This is a genomic window from Dyadobacter ginsengisoli DSM 21015 (genome assembly GCF_059568735.1).
In genome coordinates, this window is the sequence record NZ_JCANTY010000001.1 from 410,680 (window position 1) to 427,544 (window position 16,865).

Sequence of the window (16,865 nt, forward strand, 5' to 3'; positions counted from 1 at the left end):
GGGATTAGCCCATTAACCTAAAACATTAAAATGTATGAAAACAAGAAGACGGCGCATGTCTTTCGGAAGGCTCGCGTATGCCCTGATGTTGCTGCCCTTGCTGGCCTTGAGGCCGCCCGGTGAGGGCCATGGACAGGCACAGGACCTGCTTTATGCCAAAGTCAATGTACAGATGAAGCAGGCCCGCATTAAGGCGATCCTGGACAGGCTGGAAGCCGAGGCAAAAGTAAGCTTCGTATATAGCTCCCGTTCTATTCCCGTACATCGCAGGGCAACGGTCAGTTCGGTAGACAAGACACTCGCGCAAATCCTCGATGAGCTCTTTTTCCCGGATCGTGTCAGTTACAAGAGTGTGGGCAGGCGGATTATCCTGAGTGTTCCGGTCTCGTCTGCACCAGCGGATAGTGCCCGGTCCGTCTTGCAACAGGCGGATGCCGATCGCCGCATCACCGGCAGGGTGACAGACGATCTCGCACAACCATTGCCCGGCGTCAGCATCCTGATCAAAGGCATGCAGCGGGGGACGACTACCGATGAACACGGGCGGTTTCAGCTCGAAATCCCGGATGGAGAGGTAATTCTGGTCTTCTCTTTTGTCGGATATCTTTCCCACGAAATGGCGGTTACCAACGAAAGCGAGGTTGCGGTAAGCCTGGTACAGGACAACAAATCGCTAGACGAGGTGGTCGTGACTGCCCTGGGTTTGCAGCGCAGCAAAAAGGCTTTGGGATATGCAGTCGGGGAGATCAAAAGCGAGGAACTGACGAGGGTCCCGCAGGATAATGTAGTGAATGGGCTCACCGGAAAGGTTTCCGGTGTAAGGGTCATCAACACGACTCCCGATCTCAACAGCGATCCCATCGTGCTGATCCGCGGGTTTACTTCGCTGTCGGGTAACAACTCACCGCTGATCGTCGTGGATGGGTTGCCTACCGGTACGGATGTAAGCGTGCTCTCGGACCTGAGTGCCGACAACATCGAGAGCGTCAACATTCTGAAAGGGCCCAGTGCAGCGGCATTATACGGCTCTCGCGCAGGAAGCGGTGTGCTGCTGATCACGACGAAAAGTGGTAACAAGGGCAGAAAGGGTTTGGGACTCAGTGTAAACTCTGCGTATACCGCCAGCATTCCCTATCAGTATGTGCCTATCCAGCAGCGGTTTGCTACCGGGTCCAATGGGGCATTCAACCAGGCCAGCAATCTCTGGTGGGGGCCGGAAATGGGCACATCCGTCGCAAGGTTTGGTACCAATGGGCAGGCGACGCCGTTAACGGCCCATCCCGACAATGTAAAGGACTTTGTAACGGTGGGAAACAGTTTTGTCAACGACATAACGCTTTCGAACACCAACGAAAAACTCAGCTTTTCGCTGTCTCTTTCCGATACGCGTGTAAAAGGCGTTTATCCTGAAAGCAACCTGCGAAAAGATGCCATTGCGCTTTCTGCTTCCTACAATTTTACCAACCGGCTGAGTGTTGCGGCAAGTTTCAATTATCTCAATTCCGGATCCGACAATTTCCGGGGCTTGTCTTATGACAATTATCCTTATGAAGATCTTTATTTTACACCAAACTGGCTGGATATCAATGATCTGAAAAGCTATTGGGCTGATAAAGACGCGAAGCAGAACGTTTGGGCAAATGGTTTCAATAATCCCTGGTTTACAGTTAATGAAAATATCAATACATTTAGAAAGGTAAGGCCATATGGGAACATCAGGCTTAATTACAATATTACCGATGACCTGAGTCTGATGACGCGTATCGGCGGGTTCAACGAGGCCTACCAGACTGAGAACCGCACGGCGTTGTCGGAAAAAGCGCTTCCCAAAGGTGGCTATTCTCATATTTCCAGGAACTTCCAGGAGATCAACACCGATTTCCTCCTGAACTATAAGAAATCGGCCCAATCCTTTTCGTTCGATGCGTCGGCAGGAGGAAACTTGTTTTTTCAGAACAATTCATTCTCCACGATTACCGGGCAGGCTTATGTGCTGCCAGGGCTGTACACCGCTTCGAACATCGACAGGGCGTCTGTGAACTACACAGCAACCCGGATCAACAAGCGGATTAACAGCCTGTACGCCACGGCGTCATTGGGTTTCAGGGATGCCGTTTTCCTGGAATTGTCGGGAAGAAACGACTGGTCGAGTACACTGCCGGTCGACAACCGGTCGTATTTTTATCCTTCGGCGTCATTGAGCGTGATTGTCTCGGACCTGGTGAAAATGCCGGAGTACGTGTCCATGATCAAAGCGCGCGGGGGATGGGCTAAGGTGGGAAAGGATACCGACCCTTACAAATTGGCGATGACGTTGAACCGGTCGACCTGGGGGGAGCATACCACTTACTCGCTACCCTCGACGACACCAACCAGTAATTTGTTGCCCCAGAGTATTATTTCGAGTGAAGTGGGGTTAGATGTGGCTTTTTTCAAAAAAAGACTGGGCCTGAATGCGACCTACTACAATGTGCGCAACGAAAAGCAGATCACCGGTATTTCAGTTTCCGGCTCGACCGGGTTTACTGCGGCTAACGTGAACGCCGGAATTGTCCGGAACCGGGGCGTGGAGTTGTCTTTGCAGGTAACACCGTTACAGCAGAAGGATCTGTCCTGGAATTTTGCATTCAATTTCACAAAGGAAAAGAGCAAGCTGACTGCGTTGCCGGAAGGGGTGAGCAATTTTCAGTTCTGGTCGCGGAACAACATATACAGCCAAACCGTCCTGGGTGGAACCGTGGGCGACCTGTGGGGGCCCGACGTGGTCCGCGTCACCGAAGGCGAGTATGCCGGCTGGCCGCTGCTCAACAACAATGGCTATGTGCAGCAGGGTTTGAAAAACATTAAACTGGGTAACGTCATGCCCGATTTTACCCTCGGGTTTCAAAGCACATTCACCTACAAGCGGTTCACGCTTTCGACGAGCATTGATTGGCGGCAGGGCGGTGAATATTACTCTGAAAGTATGAAGCGCCTGACCCGTGACGGACGGCAGGACGGCTGGTATAAGGGAGACGGATCGAGCACATTCACCGGCATTCTGAGCAATAATTCTTTTAACGGTGATAACCAGAAACTGGCAGCAGAGATCAAAGGCAACCCGGGCAGGTACAATGCGATGGATGGGCTTACGTACGTGGGCGGGCGTAATGCCGAGCTTGGCGGCTTTGAGTACGGCGGTACCGTCGCGAACGGCGCATTCTTCCCGGGCGTGATCGCGGGTGCAAACGGGGAATACGTAGAAAATTTCGGCGGGCCCGGCACCAAATACTTCCGCAGCGACCTCATTGCGGATCCCGGATCGGGTTATTGGAGCCGGGGCGTTCAGTCGTGGATCTATGATGCCTCGTTTATAAAACTGCGGGAGCTGGCTGTTGCCTACAAACTACCCGATGCCCTGGCACGTCCCATTGCCTCAGGCGGTATTACCCTGTCCGTTTTTGCACGCAATATCATGCTTTGGACCAAGGCCAAAAACCATTTGGACCCGGAGACAACCATGATGAATACCAACGACCAGTTCGCGACCACTTCCAATTATCTGATCGGTTTTGATCGCGCCTCGTTCTATCCGACCACCATGTCCGTGGGACTTAAGTTAAATGTTCAATTCTAATGCAGGCGATCATGACCACTCTATACAGACTTCGCGTTTCGGGTTTTGCCGGTTTGCTGGCACTGCTTCTGCCGGGTTGCCAGGACCTGACCGAGATCAACCAGAACCCCAATGAACTGACCGACGACAAGGTCAATCCGGCATATTTACTCACCTCCGTGCTTTCCGGCACTGCTTCCGAGCTCGGTGATGTAGCGTTTGCCGGCAATGTGACTCAGCGGGTAATTCCGGAAGCCATGCAATACACCCAGCGCGATTTTTTGGAATACTCCATTACCAATCAGTTTGCCTGGTCATCGCTGTCTTTCGACTACCGCAACCTCCATCAGCCACTGGCCAATGCGGCCTACCTCGAAACCCGGGCAGCCGGCAACGTCGACTCCCTTTTTATCAGGGGAACGGCAAAGGTGATGCAGGCTTTCTGGTTTGGCCTGCAGACCTCGATGTGGGGTGACGTGCCTTATTCGGAGGCTTTTAAAGGGATTTCCAATCTGCAACCCGCATTCGATACTCAGAAAGACGTTTTTGCAGGCCTGCTTAAAGACCTCGAAGCGTCCAATGCGGCATTGCAGAAAGCCGGGAGTGTCAGTTCGGCGGTGATGAAAAAGGCTGATATTCTTTACGGCGGCGATCTGTTGAAATGGCGGAAATTTGCCAATTCGCTGCGCTTGCGCTACCTCATGCGGTTGTCTGAAAAAGCGGCTGATATGAGTACGGCTGGTGTGAATGTCAGTGCGGATTTTGCGAAGATTGTCGCAGACCCGGCCACATACCCATTGATGACAGGATCGGCGGACGATGCGTCCGTTGGTTTTCCCGGCACGAATGTGAACGATTCCTGGACACAGGGCCCGCTCGTCACGACGACAGAGTCGGAGTTTTATCGTGTCAAAGCCGGAGCCACCATGGTCGATTACCTGAAAACACGGCTGGATCCGAGATTAACAGTATGGTTCCGTCCGGTGGAAGTACAAACGCTTGTACGTGACAAAGGAGCCGACGTTGTGATTGCCAAAGATGCCGCTGGCGTGATCAAGCGATATCTGAAATCCTATCAGTCAGGCATCGATACTTCACTGTATGTCGGTTTGAAAATCGCATTGACGGATCCGGATGGTTATAATAGTAATACTGCGGCGCATCGCACCCAGGCGGTTGCACTCAATGCGGCGATCTATAATAGTGGTGCTGCCAACCCGTTTGCCTCTTATCTGGGCACGATGTACCGGACCAATACCCATCCGTTGGTCAAATCCGTGATGATTTCGGCGGCGGAAGTCAATTTCCTTCTGGCGGAGGCTGCACTGAAAGGCTGGATAGCCGGTGACGGGTGGGCGTTTGCTGCGGCGGGTATTCAGGCTTCGCTGATACAATACGGCATTGCCAATGGCGACCTGAAAGTGTATAATCCCGTAACCCATGCAACGCAGGCTTTTGACCAGACTGCCTTCATCCAGCGAATGCAAACGGAATTCAAAACAACGGCGAACCCGCTTGAATTTATAATGCAGCAAAAGTGGCTGTCCGCATTCGCGACAATTGAAGCCTGGTTCGACTGGCGGCGTACCGGCTTTCCGGACCTTGGCAAGAACATTATCAACGCAGCGATGGGAAGCAAGATCCCGGTACGATACAGCTACGGCGAAAGCGAACTGAACTACAATCCGGCCAATACCAGCCAGGCGATCTCACGGCTGAGTCCGGCCGCCAATGACCAATGGTCCAAAATGTGGTTATTACAGGGAACATCCAAGCCCTGGTAATACCGGCGAGGCCATTTGTTGAACCAAATGGCCTCGTTTTTTATCTTCCGGCTATGAGCAGGCCTTAGGACTTCCCACGGCTGCCGGCAACGCGACGGTCACCGAAGACCAGTAACGTCGCGCCAACACCAATCGCAAAGTAACTGACGACCAGTGGAAAGACACTATCGCCCAGCAATGCGCTGATCACAGAACCGAGCGAAGCCCCAACGAAAAAGAAAGCAGTTCCGTAAACCGCAGAAGCCATACCGGCCATCTTTCCCATCGGTTCCAGAGCCAGTGCGCTACTATTGGGTTCAATGGCCAGGTTAATGGCCATGAGGGTGGCTACACCCAGAAAAAACGGAAGCATGGAAGGCGGATCACCAACGATCCAGGTGAATAGCAGGAGAATGCCCCCGATAGTGGTATAAGCGCCCAGTAGCCATTTGATTGCAATTCTGGCCCCGATCCGGGAAGAAAGACGTGAATTGAATAATGCACAGAGAGACATCAGCAGACCCATGCCTGCAAATATCCAGGCAAAGAGTTCGGGCTTACCATAAATTTCGCCAACAATATGTTCGGAGCTGGCCACATAGGAGCTCAGTCCTGTAAAAAGAAGTGTAGTAACGATGGTGTAGCGGAGAAAAGTCCTATTCCTGACCACCTGCATGATGGACTGGCCGAACGTAGCGCGATCCAATGCCACGCGCTGGTCGGCAGGCAGGGATTCTTCCAGGCGGAGCGACCAAACGAACACAGCGACAGCGAACAACGGCGGTGTAGAGAATACCATCTGCCAGGATGAAACTTTCAGGATCGCCATTCCCAAAAACGGTGCCACCACTGGCGTAAAAAGGAATATCGTGAAGATCAGCGACATGATCCGGGCCATTTCGTCACCAACAAACCGGTCGCGGACGCCTGCAATGGTCGTCATAAATACCGCGGATGCGCCCATTCCGGCCACAAATCGGGCGGCAAGCATAAGTTCAAGGGTGGAAGACAGGGCAGCGACGATGCCACCAGCAATATAAAGCGGGAAGCCTGCCCGCAAAATCGCAACCCGTCCGAAACGATCGGAAAGTGCGCCGAAGCCGATTTGAGCAACCTGGCCCATGAAAAAGAAGGAGATGATTTGAGCGGTAGCGGTCGAGTCTGCGCTAAGCCCGAAATGCCGGCGCAATTCCCCGAAAGCCGGAAGCATGATATCGATGCCGAGGGCAGTGAGCGTCATGGTGCAGGCCGACAGTGTGATAAATTCGGCCGTTTTCATTTTCATGGCTTTTGGGGTATCGTTTACAGTTTTCAAAGTTAACATCGTGGTGTATAGCCTGTGGCGGGCAAAATAGACTTTGTAAGGGGGCAGACCGGACAAATAGTGTTAGTTTGTGTTGTATTCAGCTACTAAATAATTGTAAAAAAATTATTGTCTAATTAATAGACAATAAAAACATTTCTTCTTTACCTTTGCTTCCGAAGCCGTGCCAGAGGGTTTTGTGTAAATGCCAGGGGCGGTATTGTTCACTTTTATCATCATAACTATGCAAAGGATTAATTCTATTATCGTGATCTTCCTGATGCTGGGCGTTGCGTTCAGTACCGTCGCTCAGACGAGCGCCCCTGCGGAATTCTTCGCCGGAAAGTGGGAAATCACCGTTATGGGCACGCCAAATGGCGATTCCAAACTGTTGGCCGAGCTGACCAGGACCGATGGCAAACTCAGTGGCCAGCTGGCTAATGCAGCTGATCCGGGCGCTGAAAAAATCGCTATTACCAGTATTGAAGAAAACGGGGACAAGATCATGATCGGCTTTTCGGCTCAGGGATATGACGTCACACTCGACCTCTCGAAAGTTGATGACGATAACCTCAAAGGAAACATGATGAATATGTTCGATGCGACTGCCAAACGGGTGAAGTAGGACAGGTAGTTCAGGTCGTTAATGTAACTGTGTTAAACGTAACAAGGCGGTGAGCAATCACCGCCTTGTTACGTTATGACCTGGGCCATCCGATTTTTTTCGGAGCCACCGCTTTAAACTCTTGCTTCGTTCATTGAACGCTTTTCTTGTGCGTCCTAAATCATCATTTCGTTAGCATTAACGATTTTCAAATAGTTTGCGGAGACGACAAACTCTGAATGGGGAAGTAGCGGCCTCAATAGCCCTTTCACGCCAGTACAGGCTCTAAATGCGTCATGAACTTTAATCCCGATCGCTGCGGAATTGTCTGAAAGTCATTGCCATTGAACCGGTAGGTTTGGTGGAGATCTGAAAAAAGGTTGTTACCTGCGTAATCGAAGGTGTCGATGTCCGCGACGCGATAACCTTTTCCGTTGACAAATACCCTGGTACGGTCCTTGTAGATGCAGGTTTTCTGCCACTTACATACAAATCTGAAATTGTTTGCGTCTTCGGAAATCACTCTGTCGTCGAAAAAGACGCGGTGGCTGTCTTTACTCAGCCGGGCATCCAGGCATTTAAAATTCTTTACGTCGCCGGAGAGCAGCCGACACGCCTTGAATACATTCTGGTCATCCCGTCCGAGGTCGGGCCCAAGGACCTGGAAATGGACAGGATTGGCCCCTTCAATGCTTTTTCCTTCATAATATACATGCTGAAAGTCCCTGGCATAGGGAGAACAAGCCAAAGCTCGGCCATACCCGGCGGCAAGGACCTGAAATGTTTTCGCGTGAGCCTCTTCCACAGGACTTAACCGGCCATAGATTCCTGCGAAATAAACCTGTTTGTTTTCAATGTGGTAACCTTCCGCGGAAGGAGCGGGAGCGGCCGTTTCAGAAGATGGCAGTAATAAGCAGAGGTTTGCAAACACGATCACCAGAATGACACTGGCTATCATTAGTAATATCAGCATGACTAAATAGGATGAGGTTGTGAATAGTGGCACCGGGAAGGAAATCCGGCGTATCAGAGTACGCGTCGGATTCCCCTTTGGTTTTTATTTTTCATGGCGTTGGATTGGTGCAACAAAAGTGCAGACCGTGATGAGTAACCACCATATTTAATGAGGTAACGGTTATTTTAGACTATTTACCGGTAAATTCGTTTGTTTGACCGTGTCCAGGCCGCGGATTCTGCCTTTGTTACGATTTTTCGCCGAATTGCACCGATAAATAAGTCATATAGTACGATTGTACAGAATTGACGTATTTGGCCTACTTATAGCGCATCTTAGCACGAATCATCAAAGAATATAGCGAGCTGTGATATTGTTCCTACGAAGAATTGTATGGGCCATTTCCATTATCTGCCTCTGGTTTTCGGATGGCAGTTTGAGCGCACAGACACTGTTTCAGAATATACGCTGGCAGGATGGACTGAGTGCCAAACAGGTGAGATGTCTTTATAAGGATCCGGCCGGATTTCTCTGGATCGGTACTGCTAATGGTCTCGACCGGTATGACGGCGCCGTCGTGCGGCGTTTTCTTGATCCCCAGATCGCGCAGCGATATTACGTCAATGCAATTCATCCCATTGGAACGGGCGATACGCTATTACTCGGTTTGCGTAAAGGAGTTGTCCTTTTTGATAAAAAATCAGGAAAATTCAGCAGAGACCCGCGCTTCGCGAGCCTTTCGGAGCAGGATATTGTGACGGTAAAGGCTGACAGGCAAAACAGGACCTGGATCGGGACTTCCAGTGCGATTTACATCTTTGATGGTCAAAAAGTAGTTCCACTAACGGATGCATTCCCAGCGGCCAGGGCATTTCCTTTCAAGGATTTTCACCTATCGGCCATGGTTTTTGACGCATCGAGAAATGGCTTTTGGATAGCAGGTAACACACCCATGTTCATTGACTGCCTGACGAACCGGATCTATTACAATGCCCGTAATCCCTTGCACATCCCGCTCCTGGATTCGCAGAACGTCAATGCGATCGCTGTGGACAAACAAGGCAATCTCTGGTATGGATGTGATGCGCAACCCTCCCTGAACTACTGGAACTCCCGAACTGGAAAGCTGGATACCTACCATCAACTTGACGGCAAACAGATTGGCGAAGGTTGTAATTACCTGTTCGTCGACCGCCAAGACCGTCTTTGGGTTTCAACATGGGTTTATGCCGCTTTCTTAAAGGAACCCGGTCAGCCGTTTCGCAAAATAGAATACAGCCAGGATCAGGCCTACACCATTGCGTACGGGCATTTCCGTGATGCGATTTCGGATACGCAGGGTAATGTATGGCTGGCTACGATCAATGGGGTCAGCAAGACTCCTCCGAAAAACCCGATCGAGGCAATTTACAAGTTGCCCAGCTTTCCATTTTTCCTCGAAACCGGATTTGCGCATACCAATTCGATTACCGTGGAAGGAAAGGTGATTGTTGCCTGCAAAGAAGACGGCGTGGTGTTTTACGATACCGACGATCGTACTTACAAGCGATTTACCGCCTCAGACAAGATACTCCGAAACAATCGGTTTGTGATGGCGGCAAAAGCCGGCGACACCTGGTGGTTCGCCGGTTATGACGGTATTTATTCCCTAGGGCCTTCCAAGAAAGCTCTGGAACGTTTCGAGCAAATCAAACCGGGTAGTCCGTCGCGCCAGGCTGGTTTTGTCTTCACGGACAGGAAAGGCAATATTTGGTTCCAGATCAAGGACGACGCCATTTACCGCTACGATGTTGAGCGTAACATCTGCACACGCTTCGACGGGACAGATCCGGCATATGGCCGGTTTGATTTTACAGAAGCGGGAGCATTTTATACGCTTTCCAACGGAGATATTCTTTTCGCCATGGAAGGGAGGGGGCTCTTGCGCTATGAGCATGCCCGGGAGCATTTTTCGCTGGCGCTCGCGCCCGAGCTGGCAGGGGAATATATTTATGAAATACGGCAGAGCAAAGTTGGAGACATCTGGGTCGCGGCCGGAAGCAGGGGTATTCTCAAGATTGATAGCCGGGGAACTGTTATCCGAAGCGTGAATGCTGCCAACGGGTTGCCTTACGGGCAGATTGCGTCGATGGATATCGATGACAATGGGGTGTTATGGGGCGCCAGTCGGGAGGGATTGGTTGCTTACGACCCCGTGAGCAATGCCGTCAGCAAAGTGGAGATCGATCTTGGGAAAACCATGCAGGACTATTGGAACTATGTTACCGTAGCCGCTGGGAAAATCTATGCGGTGATGCTGGACCATGTGGTGGTGATCAATCCGAAACACTTCGCTTCGGTGCCGGTTCAACGACCTCCTGCCATTACCTCAGTCAAGATTTTTGGGCAGGAAAAGTTGAGTGAATTAAAAGGCAATGTGTTGGAAGTCAATCCGAATGAATCCTTTGTGACTTTTCAATATGCTTCGCTGAGCCACCGCGATATCCCTTCACTTCAATATAGTTATCAGCTGGAAGGACTGGACGATGACTGGGTAATGGCCGGGCGGTCCATTACAGCTTCGTATACCAATCTGCTCCCCGGGACCTATGTTTTTAAAGTGCGCAGCACGGATGAAAACGGGCGCTGGATGAAACGTGCCGGAGGACTGACGCTTCGGGTGCTGCCGCACTGGTGGCAAACCTGGTGGTTTTTTGTTTTCTGTGCGATGGCATTGGTCGCCGGATTGTTCTGGATTTACAAGTTATACACCCAGCGGCTACGTAAAAAAGATCTGGATGAGACCATTGAGTATTTTGCCAACAGCGTTTATGGTGACAATTCGGTCAACGAGATATGCTGGGACATTGCGCGGAATTGTATTTCCAAACTGCATTTTGAAGATTGTGTGGTATATCTGTTGGACAAAGAGACCGGGACGCTGATCCAGAAGGCAGCTTACGGCCCGAAAAGCCCGAAGGAATACGAAATCCTGAACCCGATTGAAATTCCGGTGGGGCAGGGGATCGTCGGCGCTGCGGCAGCTACCGGCGTACCGCAACTGATCGGTGATACCAGCAAAGATCCCCGGTATATTGTCGATGACCAGGCAAGGTCCTCGGAGCTGGCCGTGCCGATTCTGCACGAAGGACACGTCATCGGGGTGATCGATTCGGAACATCCGCGTAAGCATTTTTACAATAACGACCACATCAGGGCTATTTCGACGATTGCGGCGATCAGTGCGAACAAAATTACCGAGGCCATGGCGCGGGCGCAGGCCGAGCGCCAGGAGATCATGTTGCTGCGGATCAATACCATGCTGGCCGAGAGTCAACTCATGGCCCTTCGTGCACAAATGAACCCGCATTTCATATTCAACTGCCTCAACAGCATCCAGGAATGTATCGTCACACGCAAATACAATGAAGCCAGCAAGTATTTGAATAAATTCGCTAAGCTTTTCAGGCTGGTCCTGAATAACTCAGGACGGAACCTGGTCACCATTGCGGAGGAAAAAGATGTGCTCGAACTGTACCTTGAACTGGAATTAATGCGGTTTGGGCAGGGATTTACCTATTCCCTTGACATTGATCCCGAGTTGGAAGAGGATTATGTGCGGCTTCCTTCGATGCTGCTGCAGCCTTTTGTGGAAAATGGCCTCTGGCACGGTTTGATGCATAAAAAAGGAGACAAGCATCTGAGGATCAGTTTTGTGCCGATTGGGGCTGAGCAGTTTGCCTGTGAAATCGAAGACAATGGGATAGGAAGAAAAAAATCTGCTGAAATGAAACAAAATTCCTCACGTACACGGGAACATGAATCGCGTGGGTTGCGTATTTGCGAGGATAGGATCGATGTTTTGGCACGCCAGGGCAATCATGCCCGGCTGGAAATAATAGACCGTTATGATGCTGACGGGAATCCCGCAGGAACGCTGGTCAGAATAGAATTGTCCACCTATTTATATCAACCTTAGACAATGATCAAAGCGCTAATTGTAGACGATGAACCCAAATCCAGGAATGTCCTGGCCTATTACATTGACACTTATATTGATGAGATCAAGGAGGTGCGGCAGGCCGAATCGGTGGACGACGCGCTCGAAAGATTAAAAACCTTCCGGCCCGATATCGTTTTCCTGGATGTGGAGATGCCTGGAAAAAACGGATTTGATTTTTTGCGCGCATTGAAGGAACCTGCCTTCGAGGTGATTTTTACAACAGCCTATAATCAGTATGCGGTACAGGCGATCCGATTCAGCGCGCTGGACTACCTCCTAAAACCGGTAGACCCCGATGAACTTCGTGCGGCGGTGGATCGCTTTCTGAAAAAGCAGAATGTCCATCAAAATCCGATGCTTTTTGACAACCTGGTCAGAAATGTCGCCCACAAGCGCGCGAGTGAATTCCGGCTGGCCGTTCCCTATCAGGATGGCGTTTCTTTTTTCACCCTCGACCAGATTATCCGCCTGCAGGGAGAGGGAAATTACAGCAATATCTTTATCAAAAACCGAAAGCCCGTGCTGGCAAGCAAGACCCTGAAGTATTACGAGGAAATGCTGACGGAGTTCGGTTTTATACGTACCCACAAGTCTCATTTGGTCAATCCCAAGTTCATTGCCAAGCTCATGGCTGACCACGATCTGGTGGAATTGCTGGACGGCAGCAAGGTAGAAATATCCCGCAGGAAAAAGGAGGAAGTCCTCTTACAATTACCCCTCGGAAATCAGCCACTAGATAAGTGAAAGTGTCCGTTAAATCACTATTGTCGTAAGTTGGTACATTGCTGGTTTTCTTTGGAGCTACGGACTTTTATTAGCTATGGAGATATTGGCATTACAAACCGGACAAACTCTCGTCATTCTGTTGCTGGCACTTTTGTTACTTATCGCAGTGCTGCTGCTGGTGAGATTGCGGAGGCCCCGGTGGTACACTCTGAATCGTTATCTTAAGAATAGCCACATAGCCGACGCTATTGTATTACTGTCGGAAGAACAGCCCGGTTCATACCTTCACGGAAACACTTTCTATAAACTTCAGGTCCACGTAAAGCCGATGCGCGGGCGCAATTTTGTCACAGAAATCAATGTACCCCGGGAGGATCTTAAATCGGTTCCTCAATCCGGAGATAAAGTTTCTGTCCGGTACAGCTATACGGGTCGAAAGCGGATGGTCATGCTGAATCCGGATAGTCATTGAAGTTAAAAAATACCTGGCCGCCCGCTGCTGAACGAACGCGCAACCGGGCATGTGAGGCAGGGTAAGCCCGACTAACGTGTTACCCTGAACCAATCGTAGTCCGCATAACCTGCGTCATTGGTTTGCGTATCACGGATGCAGAATAAGCCCGCTTTTGCACCGATCCATCGCCCTGGTTCCGCCTGGAAATGCGCTCCGGTCGAGTGATATTCCGTTCCGTTCAGGCTGTAAGCAAATGCGCAGCGGCCTCCCTTGCTGATCTGGACCCGGAGGAATACATCGCTGCCTGGTTTGATCTCTGTCAATACCTCCTCACGCTCAGCATTGCCTTCAAACGCTTTGGTACACGAAGCGTAGACCAGCTCGATTTTGTTCTTGGCGCTCCTGAGGAAAATTCCGGCATAGCTTTGACCCATCACAACCAGGCCGGTTTTTTCGCCTGTGAGGTTTGAATTCGGCGTGAACTTCAGTTTGGTAGTCATCATGAACTCCTCCGCCGGGAATTTTTGGAGCAGCAGGTTAGGGACATCCCAAAGGTTCCTGGCACCTTCGGGAGTGTGGTGTGCATAAAGCCGCAGACTTCCCGAAGCGGCCATGGCCCATGTTCCTTGCGGATTAGCTTGCCATTGCCATTGATTTCCGAATGTGATGCCGTCGAACTCGTCGGTTTCGGATGGTGTATTCACCGGATAACGGCGAGCGGTCCGTGGCTTGCGATAAGTGATCACGGGATCGCCGACGCCGTCGCCATCCGGGTCGGTACCGATGACCGGCCAGTCATTCACCCATTTCATTGGCTGCAAATGCACGACGCGACCGTACTCGTTTTTGTCCTGGAAATGCAGGAACCAGTCTTCCGACTTGCCATTCACGGGGCTGGTCGTCACCCACGCGCCTTGGTGCGGGCCATTAATCCCCGATTTTCCCTCCGCCATCACCACTTTTCGCTCATAAGGCCCATACACATTTTTAGACCTCAGCACAATCTGCCATCCTGTGGCGACGCCACCAGCCGGGGCGAAAATGTAGTAGTAGCCGTTCCGTTTGTAAAATTTAGGCCCTTCTACCGTCGGGTCTATCTTGTGGCCGTCGTACACCAGCACACCGGCGTCTGTCACCTGCGTGCCTTCCGCATTCATTTTCTTGACGGTAATCACACTTTTAATACCCGCCCGGCTACCTGCCCACCCGTGCACGAGGTACACACGCCCGTCGTCGTCCCAGAGCGGGCAGGGGTCGATGAGCCCTTTCCCGCCCTCCACGAGCACCGGTTCCGACCACGGCCCGGCGGCATTTTTGGCTTTAATCACATAAATACCAAAGTCGGGATCCGGATAATAAATATAGAACTCGCCTTTGTGAAAGCGGATCGCCGGGGCCCATACACCGTTGCCATGCTGCGTTTTTTCGAAATGCGCGATGGGTACCTGCCGGGGCAATGCATGGCCGATCAACGTCCAGTTGACGAGGTCTTTGGAATGCAAAATGGGCAGGCCCGGAACGGCATCGAAACTGGATGCGGTCATGTAGTAATCCTCGCCCACGCGACAAGCGTCCGGGTCGGAGTAATCGGCATGGAGGACGGGATTTTTATAACGACCATCCTGCAAATCGGCGACCCAGGTTTCCGAAACGGGCGTTGCCGGAATGGACGTCTGCGAAACCGGAGTTGGCCGGGATGGCTTCAATACAGTGCTTTTCTGTGCAAACGTGGTGGTCGCCAGCAGTACGCCGGCGACCCAATAGTAATTATTTCCCTTCATGAATAACCAGGCTCTTCTCCTGTGCTCCCTTTGAAAATTCCTTCACTTTTTGTGCTTTAGAAGCGTCGGTACGCGCGATGCTGATGTTCTGGCTGCGTTCGCCGTTGACCGAAATGAGCGTTTCGCTGTGGTCGTTGTATTGCAGGTTGTCAAATGTGATATTGGTGGCATTATCGATGAAAATGACCGGTTTGGAATGCTTTGTGATCAGTTTTACATTCTTGAAACTAATCTTATCTGCATCGGTGAGCTCCACGCCGGTCTCGGCCGAAAGCACCATATTCTCCATAACGATATTCCGGACCGGCATTTCGGGCAAGCCGCGTACGAAAACGCCTTTGGTAGCGCCATTGCACACGATGTTTTCAAAATGCATATCCTTGAAAACAGGCGTGCCTTCATTCACCACCGGCCGCATATCGCGCTCACCGTCGGTAGCGAACTTCACAAAGTAATAGAGATCGAAGAAGATTGCTTCCTGGCGAATGTCCTTCATACTGATGTTTCTCACATAAATTTTCTCCACTACACCGCCGCGCCCGCGCACCGATTTGAAACGAAGACCTTTATCGGTTCCCATAAATGTGCATTGCTCCACGAAAATATTCCGGGCGCCCCCGCTCATTTCGCTTCCTACCACAAACCCGCCATGGCCCTGATACACGATATTATTGCGGATAACGCCGTTTTCGGTTGGTATGCCGCGTTTGCGGCCTTCTTCATCCTTCCCGGATTTGATACAGATCGCATCGTCGCCCACATCGAGCACGCAGCCTTCGATAAGGAAGTTTTTGCAGGATTCGATGTCCATACCGTCGCCGTTATGCGCATAATCCGGGTTTTTGACGCGTACATTCCGGATCGTCAGGTCCTGGACCATGAGGGGATGCAGGCACCAGGCAGCCGAATTCTGGAACGTCACGCCTTCCAGCAACACTTTCTTGCAGTTGTTTAAAACCACCAGATTTGGCCGGAGGAAATCCTTGATATCGGCAAAATCCGCGGGCTTTTTACCTGCCGTCAGCAGCATGCTTTTACTTTCGACGCTAGCTTTTTTGAACTGCTCGCTCGGATACCAGGTTTTGCCATCGTCTTTGAGCACCCCGCCCGATGCGACTTTTTCCTTCCATTGCGGCTCGGCAAGCTGGGTTTTATGCACCGCGCGCCACACATCGCCATTGCCGTCCACAATTCCCCGGCCGGTAATAGCCACATTTTCAAGGTCTTTTCCGGAAATAGGGGACTCGTTCCGCGCGGCGGCCTTTCCTTCATAAAAGCCCTCGGTAAGGGCGTATTGCGACTTGTCGGTCGTGAAAAGCAGCGTCGCGGCTTCGTTCAGGTGCAGGTTTACATTGCTTTTGAGCACGACAGGCCCTGTTATCCAAAGCCCGGCCGGTACCAGCACCACGCCCCCACCTTTTTTGCTGCAACTTTCAATGGCCTGGTTAATGGCTTTGGTGTTGAGGGTGTGGCCGTCGGGCATGGCGCCGAATGCCGTAATGCGCACAGTATCCTTGCGAAAAACCGGCTGCTGGATCTTCGGCAGGTTCGACCAGCTGTATTCAGGGGCGGCGTTCTGGGCGGATGCTATCTGTGTGGCCGTGGTGCAATAGCCGAGCGCTGCGAGGGCAAATGCTGCAATTCGTGTTTTGTAAGTCATAACAAAAGCGTCTCCCTGCTTTTCAAGGCAGGAAGACATTTA

The 16,865-nt window shown here is 51.3% G+C and carries 9 protein-coding genes; 5 read left to right on the forward strand and 4 right to left on the reverse strand.

Annotated features, from left to right (window positions below):
- Positions 1–34: 34 nt before the first annotated feature.
- On the forward strand, positions 35–3,616 hold the full coding sequence (locus BP71_RS01340) for a SusC/RagA family TonB-linked outer membrane protein (protein ID WP_496375794.1): 3,582 nt from the start codon (positions 35–37) through the stop codon (positions 3,614–3,616).
- 11 nt (positions 3,617–3,627) lie between these two features.
- Positions 3,628–5,379: a SusD/RagB family nutrient-binding outer membrane lipoprotein gene (locus BP71_RS01345; protein WP_496375796.1), complete on the forward strand. Its 1,752-nt coding sequence runs from the start codon at positions 3,628–3,630 to the stop codon at positions 5,377–5,379.
- A 64-nt stretch (positions 5,380–5,443) separates the two neighbouring features.
- Here BP71_RS01345 and BP71_RS01350 read toward each other — a convergent pair whose 3' ends face one another.
- Positions 5,444–6,637 carry an MFS transporter gene (locus BP71_RS01350; protein ID WP_496375798.1) on the reverse strand — a complete coding sequence of 398 codons (1,194 nt, stop codon included), beginning with the start codon at positions 6,635–6,637 and terminating at the stop codon, positions 5,444–5,446.
- 268 nt (positions 6,638–6,905) lie between these two features.
- Between BP71_RS01350 and BP71_RS01355 the strand changes: the two genes are divergently transcribed.
- Complete coding sequence (locus BP71_RS01355; RefSeq protein ID WP_496375800.1) at positions 6,906–7,286, forward strand: hypothetical protein; 381 nt, start codon at positions 6,906–6,908, stop codon at positions 7,284–7,286.
- A gap of 247 nt (positions 7,287–7,533) precedes the next feature.
- Here the strand turns inward: BP71_RS01355 and BP71_RS01360 are convergent, their stop codons facing one another.
- A complete protein-coding gene (locus BP71_RS01360; protein ID WP_496375802.1) occupies positions 7,534–8,238 on the reverse strand; it encodes a DKNYY domain-containing protein in 705 nt (234 codons plus the stop codon).
- A gap of 349 nt (positions 8,239–8,587) precedes the next feature.
- Between BP71_RS01360 and BP71_RS01365 the strand changes: the two genes are divergently transcribed.
- Together BP71_RS01365 and BP71_RS01370 are read left to right on the forward strand one after the other, a co-directional pair.
- On the forward strand, positions 8,588–12,178 hold the full coding sequence (locus BP71_RS01365) for a histidine kinase (protein ID WP_496375804.1): 3,591 nt from the start codon (positions 8,588–8,590) through the stop codon (positions 12,176–12,178).
- Between the two features lie 3 nt (positions 12,179–12,181).
- On the forward strand, positions 12,182–12,946 hold the full coding sequence (locus BP71_RS01370; protein ID WP_496375806.1) for a LytR/AlgR family response regulator transcription factor: 765 nt from the start codon (positions 12,182–12,184) through the stop codon (positions 12,944–12,946).
- Between the two features lie 525 nt (positions 12,947–13,471).
- On the opposite strand, the gene BP71_RS01375 is transcribed toward BP71_RS01370, so the two are convergent.
- Positions 13,472–15,163 carry a glycoside hydrolase family 43 protein gene (locus BP71_RS01375; RefSeq protein WP_496375808.1) on the reverse strand — a complete coding sequence of 564 codons (1,692 nt, stop codon included), beginning with the start codon at positions 15,161–15,163 and terminating at the stop codon, positions 13,472–13,474.
- Positions 15,150–16,862 carry a glycoside hydrolase family 28 protein gene (locus BP71_RS01380; protein WP_496375810.1) on the reverse strand — a complete coding sequence of 571 codons (1,713 nt, stop codon included), beginning with the start codon at positions 16,860–16,862 and terminating at the stop codon, positions 15,150–15,152. The genes BP71_RS01375 and BP71_RS01380 overlap by 14 nt, the downstream gene beginning before the upstream one ends.
- Between the last annotated feature and the right edge of the window lie 3 nt (positions 16,863–16,865).

Bases quoted from the DNA above. Each gene is read 5' to 3' on its own strand.
- BP71_RS01360 (WP_496375802.1), bottom strand. From the start codon at position 8,238: ATGCTGATATTACTAATGATAGCCAGTGTCATTCTGGTGATCGTGTTT.
- BP71_RS01375 (WP_496375808.1), bottom strand. From the start codon at position 15,163: ATGAAGGGAAATAATTACTATTGGGTCGCCGGCGTACTGCTGGCGACC.
- BP71_RS01380 (WP_496375810.1), bottom strand. From the start codon at position 16,862: ATGTCTTCCTGCCTTGAAAAGCAGGGAGACGCTTTTGTTATGACTTAC.
- BP71_RS01340 (WP_496375794.1), top strand. From the start codon at position 35: ATGAAAACAAGAAGACGGCGCATGTCTTTCGGAAGGCTCGCGTATGCC.
- BP71_RS01350 (WP_496375798.1), bottom strand. From the start codon at position 6,637: ATGAAAACGGCCGAATTTATCACACTGTCGGCCTGCACCATGACGCTC.
- BP71_RS01355 (WP_496375800.1), top strand. From the start codon at position 6,906: ATGCAAAGGATTAATTCTATTATCGTGATCTTCCTGATGCTGGGCGTT.
- BP71_RS01345 (WP_496375796.1), top strand. From the start codon at position 3,628: ATGACCACTCTATACAGACTTCGCGTTTCGGGTTTTGCCGGTTTGCTG.
- BP71_RS01370 (WP_496375806.1), top strand. From the start codon at position 12,182: ATGATCAAAGCGCTAATTGTAGACGATGAACCCAAATCCAGGAATGTC.